This window comes from Mesobacillus subterraneus, from assembly GCF_020524355.2.
GTDB classification, from domain to species: domain Bacteria; phylum Bacillota; class Bacilli; order Bacillales; family Cytobacillaceae; genus Mesobacillus; species Mesobacillus subterraneus_C.
Window position 1 is genome coordinate 2,291,999 of record NZ_CP129019.1, and the last position, 15,718, is coordinate 2,307,716.

Genomic DNA, 15,718 nt, shown 5'->3' on the forward strand with positions numbered 1-15,718 from the left:
CCCATAATCCAGCTTATGGCTTTATTTAAATCCACGGCATAATAATCCAGCTGAACTTCTCCCCAACGGCAAAATACTTCTTGTTTAAGTACTTACCATAAGCATCCTTACCGCTCCACGTTTTGTCCAGAATCTCCAAGGAGCTATCTCTATATTACCATTCCGCAAAATCCATTTATATCCATTTTTTAAAAAACTACAAAAATCCCCTCGCGATTTGCAAGGGGATCATCATTAATTCTTATTCCTAACCATTAGGCAATTCATTGTGGAGTTTCTTGAATTGCAAATACATTGCGATTCTCCATGGGACAATCATTCCAAAGGCTAGAATCCAAAACATTCCGCTCAACTCGCCGAAATCGATTGAGCTGCTCAGCACCAACTTGGCTATTATACGGACGACCAACAAACCGATTAAAATGAAGGCGAAAGCCTTGGATCTCTTCAGGAAAATTTCCTGTCCTCTGACTTCGAACTTCGAGGTTTTGATGAGCAGGATTGAGAATAGTATCCCTACTGAAAGCGCCTCTAGAATCTGTAAAAAATGAACCCGGAAGACTGGGAAGATGAACATGAGCGCACCCGTGCTCATGAAGATTGGCGGTAAGATAATTTTCTTGGCAGATGCTGGTTTTTTGGCTGCCTTCATCCTCATGAATGTCACAAAGATAGCCATGCCAATTGCTCCAACTGTTGACGCCAGAATATAATTCATTCTATATTTCATCCCTTATTTATAGTATCCACATTATTATAATGAAAATCAGCCATTTAAGATAGACTTAAATGGCTGATTTTCATCTTAATACTCTTGATACGGAATCGACTACCTGGGAATCATCGAATGGCTTTACAATGAAATCCTTTGCTCCTGCCTCGATTGCATCCACCACCATTTTCTGCTGTCCCATTGCTGAGCACATGATAATTTTTGCATCCTTGAAATCTTTTTTGATTTCTTTGACGGCGTCCAGTCCGCTCATTTCCGGCATTGTAATATCCATTGTCACGAGATCGGGTTTCAGCTCACGATACAGCTTGACTGCTTCACGTCCATTTTCAGCTTCTCCTACTATTTCGTGGTTCGCTTTCTTCAGAATATTGGTTAAGGTGATCCTCATAAATTTTGCGTCGTCAACTATCAAAATTCTGACCATCGCTGTATCCTCCCCGACAATCACAACAAGTATATTAATCTGCTTAATTTCCTTAATTATTATATAACTATATTTAACCATTATTTTCAATTTAAAGACACCGACAAATTTTTCAGCTGAAAAATCCCCATGGAATATATTCTCATAGTGATCCTTCTTATTTCAAACTTCAATGTGCTTTTTAAAATCCTGTAAAATCTCCAAATAACATGGATAGAATCGAAATCAGCTTTGTCATCCAGTCGAAGAATAACATGATTCCGACTAATATCATGATATAACCGCCGATTTTGACAATTTTCACATTATGCTTGCGGATCCACTTCATTTTTCCAACGAAGAATGAAAGAATGAAGAACGGAATTGCAAAACCCAGACTATACGCAATCATATACAGCATTCCTGAGCCAGGGTTTGAACCTGCAAGCAAGATGACCGAAGCCAATATTGGACCAGTACATGGGGTCCAACCGGCCGCAAAAGCCATACCAATCAGTGAGGACCCAAAATAACCTGATGGGCGACTCTTGAATTCTATTTTTCTGTCTTTCATCAAGAATTCAGGCTTAAAGAAGCCAATCACCATCAACCCGAAGGCAACAATAAAAATCGCACCCAGCTGACGGATGAGGTCCTGGTACTGTATAAAGAATTGGCCTACGAAAGATGTCCCGAAGCCAATTGCAATGAAAATCACCGAAAACCCCAGCAAGAAAAACAATGTATGCAACAGACTGCGCCTTTGCAGCATCGCATTTTCACTCTTCAGTTCTCCTACAGACATCCCAGTAATATAAGATAAAAATGCCGGATAAAGAGGTAAACAGCATGGAGAAATAAAGCTAAGGAATCCTGCTCCCATAGCAATGAATATATTTATATCTGTCATAATTCCATCCCCAGTCCATATTCGTTAGTCCCATTCTAACAAAACCATTTACTATTAATATAGTTTAACTGTGAACAATTTATTAATTTCTATAAAAAAGGTGTTTACCTTCTTAAAAACTGGGTAATACACAACGGTGTATATTTTTTACAGGAAAATTTCTTACAAATGTTTCTTTTGAAATTTGGCAGTATATGCTATATACTAATATAGCACTTGTAATAATTTCTATATTTATAACGATTTTACATAAAGTTTATGCTCATACTGCTGAGAGATAAAATTAGAAAGGATTTTCACATTGTCTAAAGAGCAACTGATTTCCCTCATTGAAAAGAAACGCGAAGAGCTGATCCAAATCGCATCGAAGAACGTCCTCAATTCTAAAATTGCCATTCATTACAGCCAGGAACTTGATGAGCTGTTAAATGAATATAATCGCGTATACATTAAAAAGATAGCAGCCCATTAAAAACAGCTAAACGCCATAAGCGATATAGCTGTTTTATTTTTATCCATTTTGCATGATTTTTCCTGTTCATTATATTGGATGGCACTTTCGTAAAATAGGTTCTCATAAAATAGGTTTCCTACACTGTATAACTGCCTTGATGAGCTCTTTATTTCCAGTCATACGATAAGAGTTGCCATTTTAAGATTATTCATAGGTTAGTATTACATTTTGCCATTATTGTTAAAAATGGCGATTACCTTTTCGTAATCGCCTTTTTGTATAATATGATTATTTATCCAACCACATCTTCCAATCGTTCTACTGAACCATTTTGCAGAAGATACATCTTATGGTAAAGTCCCTGTTGAGCTAGCAGTTCTTGATGTGTTCCTTTTTCCACTATTTCTCCATGATGAAGGACGACAATCTGGTCTGCATCCTGAATGGTGGAAAGCCTATGGGCAATGGCAATCGTTGTCCTGCCTTTACGCATTTTGGCGAGTGCCGTCTGGATGGCCTCTTCGGTTTCCGTATCGATATTTGCAGTCGCTTCATCCAGCACAAGAATTTTTGGATTAGACGCAATCGTCCTTGCGAATGCAATCAGCTGCCTCTGTCCGCTGGAAAAAGTGGAGCCTCGCTCCGTCACCTTTTGTGTGTAGCCATCCTCCAGTTTTTCAATGAAAGAATCTGCCTGGACAAATTCCGCCGCCCTCCTAATATCCTCTTCATTCAAATCGCTATTATGGAGCCTGATATTATCACCGATTGTTCCGTAGAACAAGAACGGATCCTGAAGCACGAGCCCCATTTTATCGCGCAGCTCTTTTACCGGATAATTCTTTATCGAATGATTATCAATTTGAATATCTCCGCGTTCAAACTCATAGAAACGCATCAACAGGTTGATGATCGAGCTTTTCCCGCTACCGGTATGGCTGACAAAGGCAAGAGTTTCCCCTGGATTCACAGTGAAACTGATATTTTTCAAAACATCCCTTTTACCATCATAGGAAAAACTGACATTCTTGAATTCTATTTTTCCTTCATTGATTCCCTGAGCTGCCAACCCAGTCTGGCCCGGAGCTAGCTCTGTTTCATCAAGGAGTTTGAAAACACGTGAGGCAGCAACAATCGCCTGCTGGTACATGGAAAGCCGCATCATCATATTGTTCACCGGCTCGAAAAAGCGATCCAGGTAATTGATGAATGCATACAGAACCCCAATCTCAATTGGACTGTCAAAAGAAGTAATCCCAAAAAAGCTGAGTACGATGATTAACGCTAAAATATAGACAAGATCAACGGCCGGACGCAACAGCAGCCCATCTGCCTTAATGTTTTTCATTCCCGCTTCAAAGTGTTTATCGTTAATTTCACCGAATTCCCTTTTCAACCTTTCTTCTTGGCGGAACATCTGGATGATCGACATACCCTGGAGTGATTCGCTGAGTTTCGCATTCAACTGGCTCAGGCGTTCACGCATATCCTGGTAAAACTTTGAGCTCAGCTTTCGGTACAGGCTCATGATGAACACTATGAACGGCAAAATCATCATTGTGAACAAAGCCAGCTTCACATTGAGGACGAACATTGCGACAAAGATACCGAACAGGAGGAACCCGCTTTGGATAAAAGTCGCAATGACGCTGACGAACATATCCTTGATCGCCTCGGTATCATTCGTAACCCTTGATACAAGTGAACCAGCAGGTGTTTTATCAAAATATTTCAAACCAAGCTGCTGCACCTTTGTAAAGACGTCTATCCTCATCTGCTGGATGATTTTAAGGGCGATCTCCTGGAATTTCAGAAGTTGAAAGTACGAGACGAGCACATTGAGGATCTGGATGCCAATATAAGCAGCACCGAGCAGCAATAATGGCTCAAAAGGCATATATCCTTCCCTCAAGTAATCATCGATGAAGATTTTCACTAAAATCGGTCCAAGCACATCCCCAACAGTGGCGAGCAGCAGGAATCCAAATGCGACGAATATCATTTTTAAATGCGGCTTTGCATAAGCTAGAAGCCTGAACAGCACAGACCGCTGCTCTTTAGCGTTTAGTACAGGCGTTTTTTCCATTGGTCACCCTCCCTGCTCGACAAGCTCTTCTAACTGCTGCCTTAAAAACATATCCTTGTACCAGCCATCGTTCTCCATCAGTTGGTCGTGGGTTCCACGCTCTGCAATCTTTCCATCTTCCAGGACAACAATCAGGTCAGCGTGGTGGATGGCACTTAAGCGGTGTGCAGTGATAATTGTAGTCTTGTCTTTTCGATTTTCTTTCAGTGCTGATAAAATTTGTTCTTCGGTCTTCGCGTCTACCGCAGACAACGAATCATCAAGGATAAGGATCTCAGGATTCATCACCAATGCGCGGGCAATCGAAATTCTCTGCTTTTGACCGCCTGAGAGTGAAACTCCACGCTCCCCGACAACGGTTTGATAGCCATCGGTAAATTCAAGAATATCATCATGTATATTCGCCACTCTAGCTGAATTATAGATGACCTCCTTATCGACAGTCGGGTCGGCAAAAGCAATGTTCTCCTGGACAGTTGCGGAAAAAAGGAAATGATCTTGTGGTACGTATCCAATTGCCTGTCTCAATCGACCCATCATATAGTCCTGGATGTTCCTGCTTTCAAGATTGATGCTCCCCTCCGAAAGGTCAAATTCCCGGATCAGCAGCTTTAATAGCGTCGTTTTACCAGCTCCAGTTTTTCCGACGATTCCTAGCGTCTGACCTTTGCCAAGATTAAATTTAATATCCTTTAAAATTGGTTCTTGATCACCAGGATAGGTAAATGACTCAATGTCATATGTAAGATCGCCCTTAGGAACCATATCCAGCGCATCCGGTTTGTCCTGGATGTCTATTTTCTCATCGAGCAAGGCTGAAACACGGTCATATGACGCCCTTCCACGTTCAACAATATTGAAAAACCAGCCGAAAGCAAGCATCGGCCAAACCAACAAGCCAAGATAGGAAGTGAAAGACACCAGCTGTCCTATTGTCAGTTCACCGTTCAATACATACCTTGCCCCAAAAGCAATCGACAAGAAGAATGATATGCCAACAATGATCGAAATCGTTGGGTCGAATAAAGCGTCAACTTTCGCGACAGAAATGTTCTTTTTCACAACATCTTCAGACTGTTTACGAAAATCCTCAATATCTTCTTTTTCCTGGCCGAATGTTTTAATGACCTTAATTCCAGTGATACTTTCCTGTGTCTTGTCATTTAAATCAGAAAAAGCTTCCTGTGCCTTATGGAATCTTTTATGAAGCATTGTACCGTACCAGCTAGTCAATAGTGCCATGAATGGCATAGGAATCAAAGCGATCAAGGTCAGCTTCCAGCTGATTGTCGCTGCCATCGCGATGATGACAAAACCTCCGGTTGATACAGAATCAACAAACGTCAGTACGCCGGCTCCTGCTGTTTGCTGGATCGCTGAAAGGTCATTAGTCGCATGAGCCATCAAATCCCCTGTCCTTCTTTTCTGGTAAAAAGACTGCGACATACTAGTAAAATGACTATACAGCCGATTCCTTAATAATCGGGACAGCTTTACCGCAGAACCAAAAATCATGATACGCCAAAAGTAGCGAAGTGAGTACATCGCCAATCCAGTAGCTGCTAACACCACAATCCACTTTCCAAGCTTTCCAGCCGTAAGCGTGCCATTGGTAATTTCATCTACGATTATTCCAATGACGCGCGGCGGTACAAGCTGAAGAAACGCCACAAATAACAGTAAAGAAATACCTGTCAAATAAGCCTTTTTCTCTGACTTGAAATACCATAATAAATCTTTGAATACGCTCATATGTATATCCCCCAAACCCCTCAAATGCTTAAATAGTTTATCAAATATTTGTAAAATGGGGAAGATTTATTCTTTTAAAAATATGGAGCAAATAATTGGGCAAACAAATTATAAACGAATATTTAGGTTCTAATTTAATAATTTGTTCGGTTTTTCAGTATAATATATTTGTATACAATTAGAATAATGATATAATATCAATAAATTAACAGATTCACTCATATAATCGCAGGGATATGGCCTGCAAGTTTCTACCGGATTACCGTAAATGATCCGACTATGAGTGAGCAATGCAGGGGTCCAACTCAGCCTCTATTTGCCCGCAGCTTATATTAGCTCAAGGCCATTGCTTCACTCATTTTATGATGTGAATGCAAGGCTTTGGGCTTTTTTGTACTTTAAAAGCCCTCATCTAAGAGGAGGAATACAATGAAACTGCTTATTGAAAAAATTAACAACGAAGGAATTGTCCTGTCATCATCAGTATTAAAGGTGGATTCATTTCTCAACCACCAGATTGATCCCCAGCTGATGCATGAAATTGGCAAGGAATTTGCCAGCCGGTTCGAAGATTGTGGGATCACAAAAATACTGACGATTGAATCATCCGGCATAGCTCCTGCGGTGATGACTGGACTACAGCTGAATGTACCTGTTGTTTTTGCGAGGAAAAGAAAATCTCTAACTCTTGTAAATAACTTGTATACTGCATCGGTATACTCTTTTACCAAGGAAGAAACAAGCGAAATTTCTGTTTCTAATCAGTACATATCAGAAAACGATAAGGTTTTGATCATGGACGATTTCCTTGCCAACGGACAAGCGGCACTTGGTCTTGTGGAAATAGCAGAAAAAGCAAAAGCAAACATTGCTGGAATCGGGATTGTGATTGAAAAAGGATTTCAGGATGGCGGCTCCTTACTGAGAGAAAAAGGCTACCGGGTCGAATCATTGACCACAATCTCTGCGCTTGAAAATGGCACAGTAAGCTTTGAAAAAAATACATTCAGCAAAAAGGTGGAATTGACAAGATGAATCAAAATCCAATTAAAATAGCTTCACTAGGAATCCAGCATGTACTGGCGATGTATGCAGGTGCTGTAATTGTTCCGCTGATCGTTGGCGGAGCACTTGGTTTAACAGGTGAACAGTTAACTTACTTAGTTTCAATTGATATCTTCATGTGCGGGATTGCTACCCTTTTGCAAGTATGGCGCAACCAATTCTTCGGTATCGGACTACCAGTCGTACTGGGCTGCACCTTTACCGCCGTTGGGCTGATGATTGCGATTGGAGGACAATACGGTATTTCAGCGATTTATGGCTCGATCCTTGTTTCAGGTATTTTTGTCGTCTTGATTTCAAAATTCTTTGGAAAGCTTGTCAGGTTTTTCCCTCCGGTTGTGACCGGATCTGTTGTAACAATAATCGGAATCACTTTAATTCCGGTTGCAATGAATAATATGGCTGGGGGACAGGGCAGCCCTGATTTTGGCTCTCTTACAAATATCGGACTAGCATTTGGTACTCTACTACTCATTATTATGTTGTTCCGTTTCTTCAAAGGATTTGTTCGTGCCATTGCGATTCTGTTGGGATTGGCTGGGGGAACAATCGCTGCATATTTTATGGGAATGGTGAACTTCAGTGCTGTTACAGAAGCTTCATGGCTGCATATGCCTGCACCATTTTATTTTGGTCTGCCTACATTTGAAGTATCAGCTATCTTGACAATGATTCTCGTAGCGATGGTCAGTCTTGTGGAATCAACGGGAGTATACTTTGCTCTTGGAGATATTTGTGAAGAAAAGCTTGAAGAGAAAGATCTTGCGAGTGGCTACCGTGCCGAGGGCCTTGCCATTATATTAGGAGCATTCTTTAATGCTTTTCCTTATACTACCTATTCACAAAATGTTGGTCTTCTTCAGCTTTCGGGAGTGAAGACGAAGAATGTCATATATACTGCAGGCGCATTTCTTGTATTGCTCGGACTCGTACCAAAAATCGGAGCACTGACCACGATCATCCCCGGCCCCTGTCTTAGGGGGGAGCAATGGTTGCCATGTTCGGCATGGTTGTCGCTTATGGAATTAAAATGCTTAGCGCCGTCGAATTCTCCTCACAAGAGAATCTTTTAATCATTGCATGCTCAGTCGGAATGGGACTTGGCGTGACAACCGTGCCGGAGTTATTTGCGCAAATGCCTACCAGCATCCGAATCCTGACAGATAACGGAATTGTTGCCGGAAGCGTAACGGCAATCGGATTGAATCTAGTATTTAATGTTTTTAAAGGAAATGAAGTCGCCCAGCATGCTTCTTTAGCTGAGCAGAAGGCTTCTTAGATTCATTCATAGTTGAGGGCACCGGAGGAATTCCGGTGCCCTTCTATTGTTTTTAAATATAGTTGGCTTATTGAGGACCTGATCTCCCAAAAATTTGTTTTTTCAAGACACCAGTATGCGTTATTCGTTACCCATCCTCCTAATATCTGGTTTTCAGGATGCCAATCGGCTTTGTTAGTTGCCTGTTTCTCCTAATTTCTGGTTTTCCAGGATGTCAATCGGCTTTGTTAGTTATCTATTTCTCCTAATATCTGGTTTTCCAGTATACTAATCGGCTTCATTGGTTAGTCATTTCTCCTAATTTCTGGTTTCAAAGGTTGCCAACCGGCTTCATTGGTTACTCATTTCTCCTAATATCTGGTTTCCTAGGATACCAACCGGCTTTATTGGTTACCTGTTTCTCCTAATATCTGGTTTTCTAGAGAACCAATCAGCTAAAGTCTTCTATTGCAATGCTTGGTCTAAATCCTCTATCAAGTCCTCAACATCTTCAATTCCTACCGAAATACGGATTAACCCGTCTGTAATCCCAAGTTCTGCTCTGCGCTCAGCCGGGATGGATGCGTGGGTCATTTTTGCCGGGACTGAGATTAAGCTCTCTACTGCCCCTAAACTTTCAGCAAGGGTGAAATATTTTAGCTTGCTGAGTACCTCTGCCGCTTTTTCACCGCTTCCTACATCAAAGCTGACCATGCCACCAAATCCTCCTGCCTGTTCCTTAGCGATTTCATGCTGAGGGTGGATTTCGAGACCTGGATAATAAATTTTTTCCACACTCTTGTGGTCCGTAAGAAACTCGACGATTTTTTTGGTATTCGCCTCGTGTGCTTCCATCCGAAGACCTAAAGTCTTGATTCCCCTCACAAGCAGCCAGGAGTCCTGAGGCCCTAAAATCCCTCCAGTAGAGTTTTGGACAAAATGAAGATCATCAGCCAGTTGTTCATCGTTCACGACAACCAATCCAGCCACTACATCGCTATGACCACCGAGATATTTAGTTGCCGAATGCAGGACCATATCAGCCCCCAAAGTCAGCGGTGTCTGCCAGTAAGGTGTGCTGAAAGTATTGTCGACGATTGTCAGCAGTTCATTTTCTTTTGCCAGCTCTGCGCATGCCTTAATGTCTGTTACCTTTAATAGCGGATTTGTTGGTGTCTCGATATACAAAGCTTTTGTATTTGGCTGAATAGCTGCCTTTACCGCTTCAAGGTCCGTTGTGTCCACAAATGTGGATTCAATGCCGATACGATTAAGAACCTTGTTCATAACCCTGTAGGTCCCGCCATAGACATCATCCGTTAAAATGATGTGGTCTCCTGAGTTAAAGAGCATCATTACTGCTGTGATGGACGCCATTCCGGAACCAAAGGCAAATCCTCTTTTCCCTTCCTCCAGATTCTTGATCAACTCTTCTAAGGCAAATCGGGTTGGATTGCCTGTCCGTGAATATTCATAGCCTTTGTGGACTCCAACATCATCTTGCTTGTAAGTGCTTACCTGGTAAATTGGAAACGACACGGCTCCCGTAGTTTTATCTCCCGGAATACCTCCGTGAATCATTTTTGTTTTGCGTTTCATTCAAATTCCCCCCTCGTAGATTCTTTTGCTTAAATAACGCTCACTTCCGTCTGGAAAGACTGTAACAATGTTTGTGCCAGGAGGGGCTTTTCGTGCCTCTTGTAAAGCTGCTTGAAGAGCTGCACCAGATGAGCTTGCAGCAAGGATTCCCTCTTTAGCCGCGAGTTCTTTCACGGTGTCAAATGCATCATTATCGTAAATAGTATAGATTTCATCAAATAAAGCAGAGTCCATATATGGCGGAAGAAATTCCATTCCGATTCCTTCTGTTTTATGGGGACCAGACTCGCCTCCTTTTAGAATCGATCCTTCCGGTTCAACAATGACGGTCTTTATCATTGGATTTTTTTCTTTTAAAAATTTCGCTGTCCCCATGAATGTTCCACCAGTACCGGCACCAGCTACGAAAATATCAATCTCACCATTTACGTCTTGCCAAATCTCAGGTCCCAGTGTCTTATAATATGTTTCCGGATTTGACGGATTGGAAAATTGGGATGGTGAGTAAGAATTCGGGATTTCTTTCAGCAATTGTTCTGTTTTGCGGATAGCTCCAGCCATCCCTTCCGAAGTAGGTGTATGGATGATATTTGCTCCGAGAGCCTTCATCACCGTCTGTTTTTCGATGCTGAATTTTTCAGGCACCACAAAGACAACATCAATTCCTTTGTTGATCGCCGCCAACGCCAGACCGATTCCCGTATTTCCTGCTGTTGGCTCGATTAGTGTACCGCCTTTGACCAGTTTGCCTGTACGGAAAGCCTCGTCGATCAACTCTAATCCCAGTCGGTCTTTAATGCTGCCTCCTGGATTTAAGTATTCCAGCTTTGCAAATAAACGAACCTCGCTAGGAATATGGAATTGGGTAAGTTCAACCATGGGTGTACGTCCAATTATTTCATGGATATTGCGGTAAACCGTCATTGCATTTAACTCTCCTTATTCAGCAAAGACCTGGCGCCACTCATCTTTTTTTGCCAGCATTTTTGCTGCAATTTCTTTTGCTCCCTCAAGGCTGTGGCTAGCAGCCCATCCGCACTGAATTTCATTGCAGGCAGGAACCTCATCTGCCTCAAGCACATCATTCAGAGTTTTTTCTAACACTTCAAGAATATTGTCGTAATCAACATGGTTGATCACCGAAAGATAAAACCCAGTCTGGCAGCCCATTGGACTAATATCTACGACACTGGCATGATGATTACGAATATTTTCCGCCATGAGATGCTCAAGAGAGTGAAGTCCAGGCATTTTCATATGTTCCTTGTTCGGCTGGCAGAATCGGATATCATATTTATGAATGACATCGCCACTTGCGCCTTGTGTAGTTCCTGCCAATCGGATATATGGAGCGGCCACTTTTGTATGATCTAAATTAAAGCTTTCAACATTCATTTTCTTTACCATTATTTCTTCAGCTCCTTTAACATTAGTAAAATCAATTCTGCGGAATTTTTAGCGGCGGTTTCAAGAAATTGATCAAACGAAATATTTGAATCTTTCCCTGCAATATCGGAAAGCGACCTAATAACAACAAATGGGACTTCAAATTGATGAGCTACCTGGGCAATTGCTGCCGCTTCCATTTCAGCTGCGTACAAATTTGGCATCTTGGATCTGATGAACTCTACCCTCTCAGGGTCATTCATGAAGGCATCCCCTGAAGCAATCAAGCCTTTAACAATTTGAATGCCATCAATTTTTTCAGCACTCCGTTTCGCGACTGTGACAAGCTTCTCATCTGGGGCGAAGTAAGCAGGCATCCTTGGCACCTGACCATATTCGTATCCAAAAATCGTGACATCAACATCGTGATGCCTTACTTCTGTTGAGATGACGACATCACCGACGTTTAGGTTTTTGTGAAAACCGCCGGCAGAACCAGTATTGATGATGACATCTGGTTGGAATTTATCAATAAGGATCGCTGTCCCCATTGCCGCATTTACTTTCCCGATTCCTGACTTCAGCAGGACTACTTGCAAGCTATCAATCTCTCCTAGATAAAATGCACTTCCAGCAAGATACGTATCTTCCCGGTCTTTGAGTTTGCTGCGAAGTAAATCTACTTCTTCATCCATTGCACCGATAATCCCAACTCTCATCGTGCCACTCCCCCCATACTATCTTTAATTTTACTTTTCTTTCACGGCTTCCATTAGCCAAACATAGGAATTTAACTTTTCAAAATTCACCTGGAAACCATTTATCTCGAAGATCTGCTTTAATATCTCAAGAGTCGTATAGTACTCGCTCTGCAAATCCTTAAGGAGATTCTCGTATCCTTGTTCCTTTACTATCCTATGCCTTTCATTGCGGTCTCTTTCATTTAAAAAAGCTGTATCCGCGAATACGATCTTCCCACCAGTATCTAACAATTCACTGTAAAGCTTTATGGCGGTATCCTTTTCATCATCGGTTAAATGATGAAAAGCATAGGTACTGACAATGGAATCAATTTTTCCATGAAGATTTGGGAATTGAATAAAATCTCCATCGTATAAATCTAGATTCATAAACCGAGCCTTCGTTTTTTCCCTCATGACTTTTGAAGGCTCCACTCCATATACCTCTCTGCCCAATCCGATTAGTTTTTCGGTAAGATTCCCTGTGCCAACACCAAATTCAAGTACCCTCCCATTTGACTTTTGAGCAACTAAATCTAAAATTTCCTCATATTTTTCAAAAACTTCTTTATATTCAACGTCATGCCCAGAAACCGTTTCGTCGTAAAACTCTGCCCATTCGTCAAATAAGGGGATAAATTCTCTGCCCAAATGATTCACCCACTTTTTAATTATTATAATTCCTATATGTATAGTATGAATTAAAATATTATAGGTCACATATTAGCATACTCAATTTTCTAAATCAATTTATTTTATCGGGATTAAATCCCCTCTATTTTGAAGAAAACAACTCAACAATAGTGTATACTTACGATAAACAAAGATATGTCAGGGGGAAAACATGGGGAAGAGAGTGCTAGTTGCTGAGGATGAAAAAAGAATTAGCCATTTATTAAGGATGTATTTAGAGAGAGAAGCATTTGATGTGGAAGTTGCGGACAATGGGGATCAAGCTTTGGAGAAAGCATTGCATCATTCCTTTGACGTTATCATCCTGGATATTTTAATGCCTGGAAGGAATGGTTTCTCAGTGTTGGAGGAACTCAGAAAAACTAAAGACACACCCGTGATCATGCTTTCTGCTAAAGGGGAAGCTCATGACCTTAAACGAGGAGAAGAACTAGGGGCCAGCGAATACATTTTGAAACCATTTAGCCCAAAGGATGTAGTTTCTAAAATTAAAGGACTTTTAAATTAAATGCTTCTATCGGACACTTTTCTCGTTTCCGGTCTTCCGTTTGTCCGTTAAAGGATAAAATTTTATGAGTTTATACTAATGCCCCATTACGAACCTTCTTTATATCTCCATAAAACTCGATCTCATCTCCTTCAATGACTATTCCTTCACCGTCATGGCATGTATAAATAATTTCATCCTGAAGAAGAGAATATTTTAATAGGCTATCGAACTGATGATTTTCTCTGTTCCTATGTGGCATGAACTCAAAATCAACCACTCCTAACCCACTTAAATCATGTAACTCGACTTCATTTTCATCTTGGAATGCAGCAATCTTAATTGATTTAGACATGATTATGCTTCCTGCACTTACACCGATTAAAGGTTTTCCCTCATTCACCATTTCTTTAATATTTTTATCAATGTTCCGTTCCTTCAAGTTTTTTAAAAATTGATATGTATTCCCCCCTGACAGAAAAATGGCGTCACAGCTTCTAAAATCCTCCAGCTGGGATGATTCGAATTCTTCATCTACATCAAAATAAAATAAATCAGTAACACCCAATCCCAAAAAATCCGCCCTGGCTTTTGCAAAGTACTCCCTTTCCTTATCAGTTCTAGATGGAATATAGGCAAGCTTAATAAACTGGGGACCTAATAAGTTCTTGACTTTGCTTTTTAAATCGGAAGCATTATTCCTTAAATCACTCAGTAATACTAATTTACTCATCTTAATCAACTCTTTCCGTTAATTGTTATCAAAATAAGTTCGCCAAAGGAACTGTAAACACCTCTTGTAAAGACCATATAAAAAGAGCCTGGAACATCCAGACCCCTAAATTACAACCAATTACCTTTTATTTGACCAAATCACAAATGGTATTAAAACTAAAGACAGTACCCCACCTGCAAGTGAGAGGAAAGAAAAGCTCGAATTCGCTACGACCATCCCGGAAAGTATCCCGCCCGTGGCTCCAGACAAAGCGACCATCACATCCACAGTTCCTTGCATTTTTGCGCGGTTCGTGGGATTTGTCGCATCGACTAGGAGGGCGGTACCGCTGATCAGACCAAAGTTCCAGCCGAGGCCGAGTAGTATGAGTGCAAGGGTAATCCAAAGCATGGATTCTCCAGGAGCAACAGCAGCCATAATTCCTGAAATCAGAAGAGTAACTCCTGAAGCAACCGCCATCGTCGCACGTCCGATTTTATCAACAAGTACTCCAGTCAACAAAGATGGCAAATACATTGCCCCAATATGAAACCCAATGACCATACCTACCGCACTTAAACCATGTCCATGGCTGCCCATATGTACCGGAGTCATCGTCATGATTGCAACCATGACCATTTGTGTGAGGACCATAATAAGAGCTGCAACTCCAATACCCCGCTTATCCGTTACGAGTTCTTCTTCTACATAATCAGGAGAACTGGTTTTAGCATTCCGTTCTGCCACTGCAATCGCTCTGGCGACCACAAACGGATCTGGACGGAGGAAAAACAATAATACTAATCCAGCAACGATATAGGCTGCAGCTGCGAGAATGAATGGTCCAGACAAAGCTGGAACCCCTACAGATATAGCAAACTCCCCCATTGCCTCGACAAGGTTTGGACCAGCCACAGCCCCAAATGTTGTGGACACCATTGCAATACTGACTGCTGTCGCACGTTGTTTCGGACTGGCTAGATCCGTCCCTGCATACCGCGCCTGTAAATTTGTCGCACTCCCTGCACCGTATATTAATAGCGCCACAAAAAGTAAAAAGATATTATTCGTCACTGCGGCGATGATTACACCAATCGCGCCAATTCCGCCAGTTAAAAATCCTGAAGCCAGGCCCGCACGCCTGCCATAACGTTGTGAAAGGCGTCCTACAACGAGGGCTGCTCCAGCAGACCCCAGAGTGAAAAGCGCTATCGGAAGACCGGCAACACTATCCGTGCCAAGCATCTCTTTAGCCAACAGCGCACCCACGGTAATACCTGCAGCAAGACCAGCACCGCCAAAAATCTGGGATAAAACAACTATTAATAATGTCCTTTTATATAAAGCTTTTTGTTTTTCAGGTGATTCTACATAAGCTTGGAGCCACTCGGGTTGACTCACAATTGCCGTAGCATCTTCATTTTGACGTGACAT

The 15,718-nt window shown here is 41.6% G+C and carries 15 protein-coding genes, 1 pseudogene and 1 riboswitch; of the genes and pseudogenes, 4 read left to right on the forward strand and 12 right to left on the reverse strand.

Annotated features, from left to right (window positions below; translation table 11 throughout):
* Positions 1–247 precede the first annotated feature (247 nt).
* The 3 genes from LC048_RS11915 to LC048_RS11925 all read right to left on the reverse strand — a co-directional run bounded on the left by LC048_RS11915 (position 248) and on the right by LC048_RS11925 (position 2,049).
* Entirely contained in the window at positions 248–718 is a 471-nt protein-coding gene (locus LC048_RS11915; protein ID WP_226601286.1) for a CcdC family protein, read from the reverse strand.
* 82 nt (positions 719–800) lie between these two features.
* Complete coding sequence (locus LC048_RS11920; RefSeq protein WP_306050350.1) at positions 801–1,160, reverse strand: response regulator; 360 nt, start codon at positions 1,158–1,160, stop codon at positions 801–803.
* A 181-nt stretch (positions 1,161–1,341) separates the two neighbouring features.
* Positions 1,342–2,049: a cytochrome c biogenesis CcdA family protein gene (locus LC048_RS11925; protein ID WP_226601288.1), complete on the reverse strand. Its 708-nt coding sequence runs from the start codon at positions 2,047–2,049 to the stop codon at positions 1,342–1,344.
* A 301-nt stretch (positions 2,050–2,350) separates the two neighbouring features.
* On the opposite strand from LC048_RS11925, the gene LC048_RS11930 reads away from it, so the two are divergent.
* On the forward strand, positions 2,351–2,521 hold the full coding sequence (locus LC048_RS11930) for an aspartyl-phosphate phosphatase Spo0E family protein (protein WP_306050352.1): 171 nt from the start codon (positions 2,351–2,353) through the stop codon (positions 2,519–2,521).
* Positions 2,522–2,795: 274 nt separating this feature from the next.
* Here LC048_RS11930 and LC048_RS11935 read toward each other — a convergent pair whose 3' ends face one another.
* Both LC048_RS11935 and LC048_RS11940 read right to left on the reverse strand, forming a co-directional pair.
* A complete protein-coding gene (locus LC048_RS11935) occupies positions 2,796–4,589 on the reverse strand; it encodes an ABC transporter ATP-binding protein (RefSeq protein WP_306050354.1) in 1,794 nt (597 codons plus the stop codon).
* A gap of 3 nt (positions 4,590–4,592) precedes the next feature.
* Positions 4,593–6,341, reverse strand: coding sequence for an ABC transporter transmembrane domain-containing protein (locus LC048_RS11940; RefSeq protein WP_226601290.1), 1,749 nt, complete (start codon positions 6,339–6,341; stop codon positions 4,593–4,595).
* A 198-nt stretch (positions 6,342–6,539) separates the two neighbouring features.
* Positions 6,540–6,641: riboswitch (purine riboswitch) on the forward strand.
* 129 nt (positions 6,642–6,770) lie between these two features.
* Between LC048_RS11940 and LC048_RS11945 the strand changes: the two genes are divergently transcribed.
* Entirely contained in the window at positions 6,771–7,376 is a 606-nt protein-coding gene (locus LC048_RS11945) for a xanthine phosphoribosyltransferase (protein ID WP_306050356.1), read from the forward strand.
* Positions 7,373–8,685: pseudogene (locus LC048_RS11950) on the forward strand (nucleobase:cation symporter-2 family protein). The gene LC048_RS11945 and the pseudogene LC048_RS11950 overlap by 4 nt, the downstream one beginning before the upstream one ends.
* Before the next feature lie 444 nt (positions 8,686–9,129).
* Here LC048_RS11950 and LC048_RS11955 read toward each other — a convergent pair.
* Genes LC048_RS11955 through LC048_RS11975 form a run of 5 tightly spaced genes read right to left on the reverse strand, consistent with a single transcriptional unit; the run spans position 9,130 to position 13,040 of the window.
* Entirely contained in the window at positions 9,130–10,263 is a 1,134-nt protein-coding gene (locus LC048_RS11955; protein WP_306050358.1) for a bifunctional cystathionine gamma-lyase/homocysteine desulfhydrase, read from the reverse strand.
* Positions 10,264–11,187, reverse strand: coding sequence for a PLP-dependent cysteine synthase family protein (locus LC048_RS11960; RefSeq protein ID WP_226601294.1), 924 nt, complete (start codon positions 11,185–11,187; stop codon positions 10,264–10,266).
* Positions 11,188–11,202: 15 nt separating this feature from the next.
* Positions 11,203–11,670, reverse strand: coding sequence for an S-ribosylhomocysteine lyase (locus LC048_RS11965; RefSeq protein WP_226601295.1), 468 nt, complete (start codon positions 11,668–11,670; stop codon positions 11,203–11,205).
* Positions 11,670–12,368, reverse strand: a complete 699-nt coding sequence (gene mtnN, locus LC048_RS11970) for a 5'-methylthioadenosine/S-adenosylhomocysteine nucleosidase (protein WP_226601296.1) — start codon at positions 12,366–12,368, stop codon at positions 11,670–11,672. The genes LC048_RS11965 and mtnN overlap by 1 nt, the downstream gene beginning before the upstream one ends.
* A 30-nt stretch (positions 12,369–12,398) precedes the next feature.
* Positions 12,399–13,040 (reverse strand): class I SAM-dependent DNA methyltransferase, encoded by a 642-nt coding sequence (locus LC048_RS11975; protein WP_226601297.1) that lies wholly within the window; start codon positions 13,038–13,040, stop codon positions 12,399–12,401.
* Between the two features lie 193 nt (positions 13,041–13,233).
* Between LC048_RS11975 and LC048_RS11980 the strand changes: the two genes are divergently transcribed.
* Positions 13,234–13,590: a response regulator transcription factor gene (locus LC048_RS11980; protein WP_226601298.1), complete on the forward strand. Its 357-nt coding sequence runs from the start codon at positions 13,234–13,236 to the stop codon at positions 13,588–13,590.
* Positions 13,591–13,660: 70 nt separating this feature from the next.
* On the opposite strand, the gene LC048_RS11985 is transcribed toward LC048_RS11980, so the two are convergent.
* Together LC048_RS11985 and LC048_RS11990 are read right to left on the reverse strand one after the other, a co-directional pair.
* Positions 13,661–14,302 carry a Type 1 glutamine amidotransferase-like domain-containing protein gene (locus tag LC048_RS11985; protein WP_226601299.1) on the reverse strand — a complete coding sequence of 214 codons (642 nt, stop codon included), beginning with the start codon at positions 14,300–14,302 and terminating at the stop codon, positions 13,661–13,663.
* A 120-nt stretch (positions 14,303–14,422) separates the two neighbouring features.
* Positions 14,423–15,718: an MFS transporter gene (locus LC048_RS11990; protein ID WP_226601300.1), complete on the reverse strand. Its 1,296-nt coding sequence runs from the start codon at positions 15,716–15,718 to the stop codon at positions 14,423–14,425.

Bases quoted from the DNA above. Each gene is read 5' to 3' on its own strand.
- LC048_RS11935 (WP_306050354.1), bottom strand. From the start codon at position 4,589: ATGGAAAAAACGCCTGTACTAAACGCTAAAGAGCAGCGGTCTGTGCTG.
- LC048_RS11925 (WP_226601288.1), bottom strand. From the start codon at position 2,049: ATGACAGATATAAATATATTCATTGCTATGGGAGCAGGATTCCTTAGC.
- LC048_RS11915 (WP_226601286.1), bottom strand. From the start codon at position 718: ATGAATTATATTCTGGCGTCAACAGTTGGAGCAATTGGCATGGCTATC.
- LC048_RS11980 (WP_226601298.1), top strand. From the start codon at position 13,234: ATGGGGAAGAGAGTGCTAGTTGCTGAGGATGAAAAAAGAATTAGCCAT.
- LC048_RS11990 (WP_226601300.1), bottom strand. From the start codon at position 15,718: ATGTCACGTCAAAATGAAGATGCTACGGCAATTGTGAGTCAACCCGAG.
- LC048_RS11920 (WP_306050350.1), bottom strand. From the start codon at position 1,160: ATGGTCAGAATTTTGATAGTTGACGACGCAAAATTTATGAGGATCACC.
- LC048_RS11985 (WP_226601299.1), bottom strand. From the start codon at position 14,302: ATGAGTAAATTAGTATTACTGAGTGATTTAAGGAATAATGCTTCCGAT.
- LC048_RS11955 (WP_306050358.1), bottom strand. From the start codon at position 10,263: ATGAAACGCAAAACAAAAATGATTCACGGAGGTATTCCGGGAGATAAA.
- LC048_RS11965 (WP_226601295.1), bottom strand. From the start codon at position 11,670: ATGGTAAAGAAAATGAATGTTGAAAGCTTTAATTTAGATCATACAAAA.
- mtnN (WP_226601296.1), bottom strand. From the start codon at position 12,368: ATGAGAGTTGGGATTATCGGTGCAATGGATGAAGAAGTAGATTTACTT.
- LC048_RS11960 (WP_226601294.1), bottom strand. From the start codon at position 11,187: ATGACGGTTTACCGCAATATCCATGAAATAATTGGACGTACACCCATG.
- LC048_RS11940 (WP_226601290.1), bottom strand. From the start codon at position 6,341: ATGAGCGTATTCAAAGATTTATTATGGTATTTCAAGTCAGAGAAAAAG.
- LC048_RS11945 (WP_306050356.1), top strand. From the start codon at position 6,771: ATGAAACTGCTTATTGAAAAAATTAACAACGAAGGAATTGTCCTGTCA.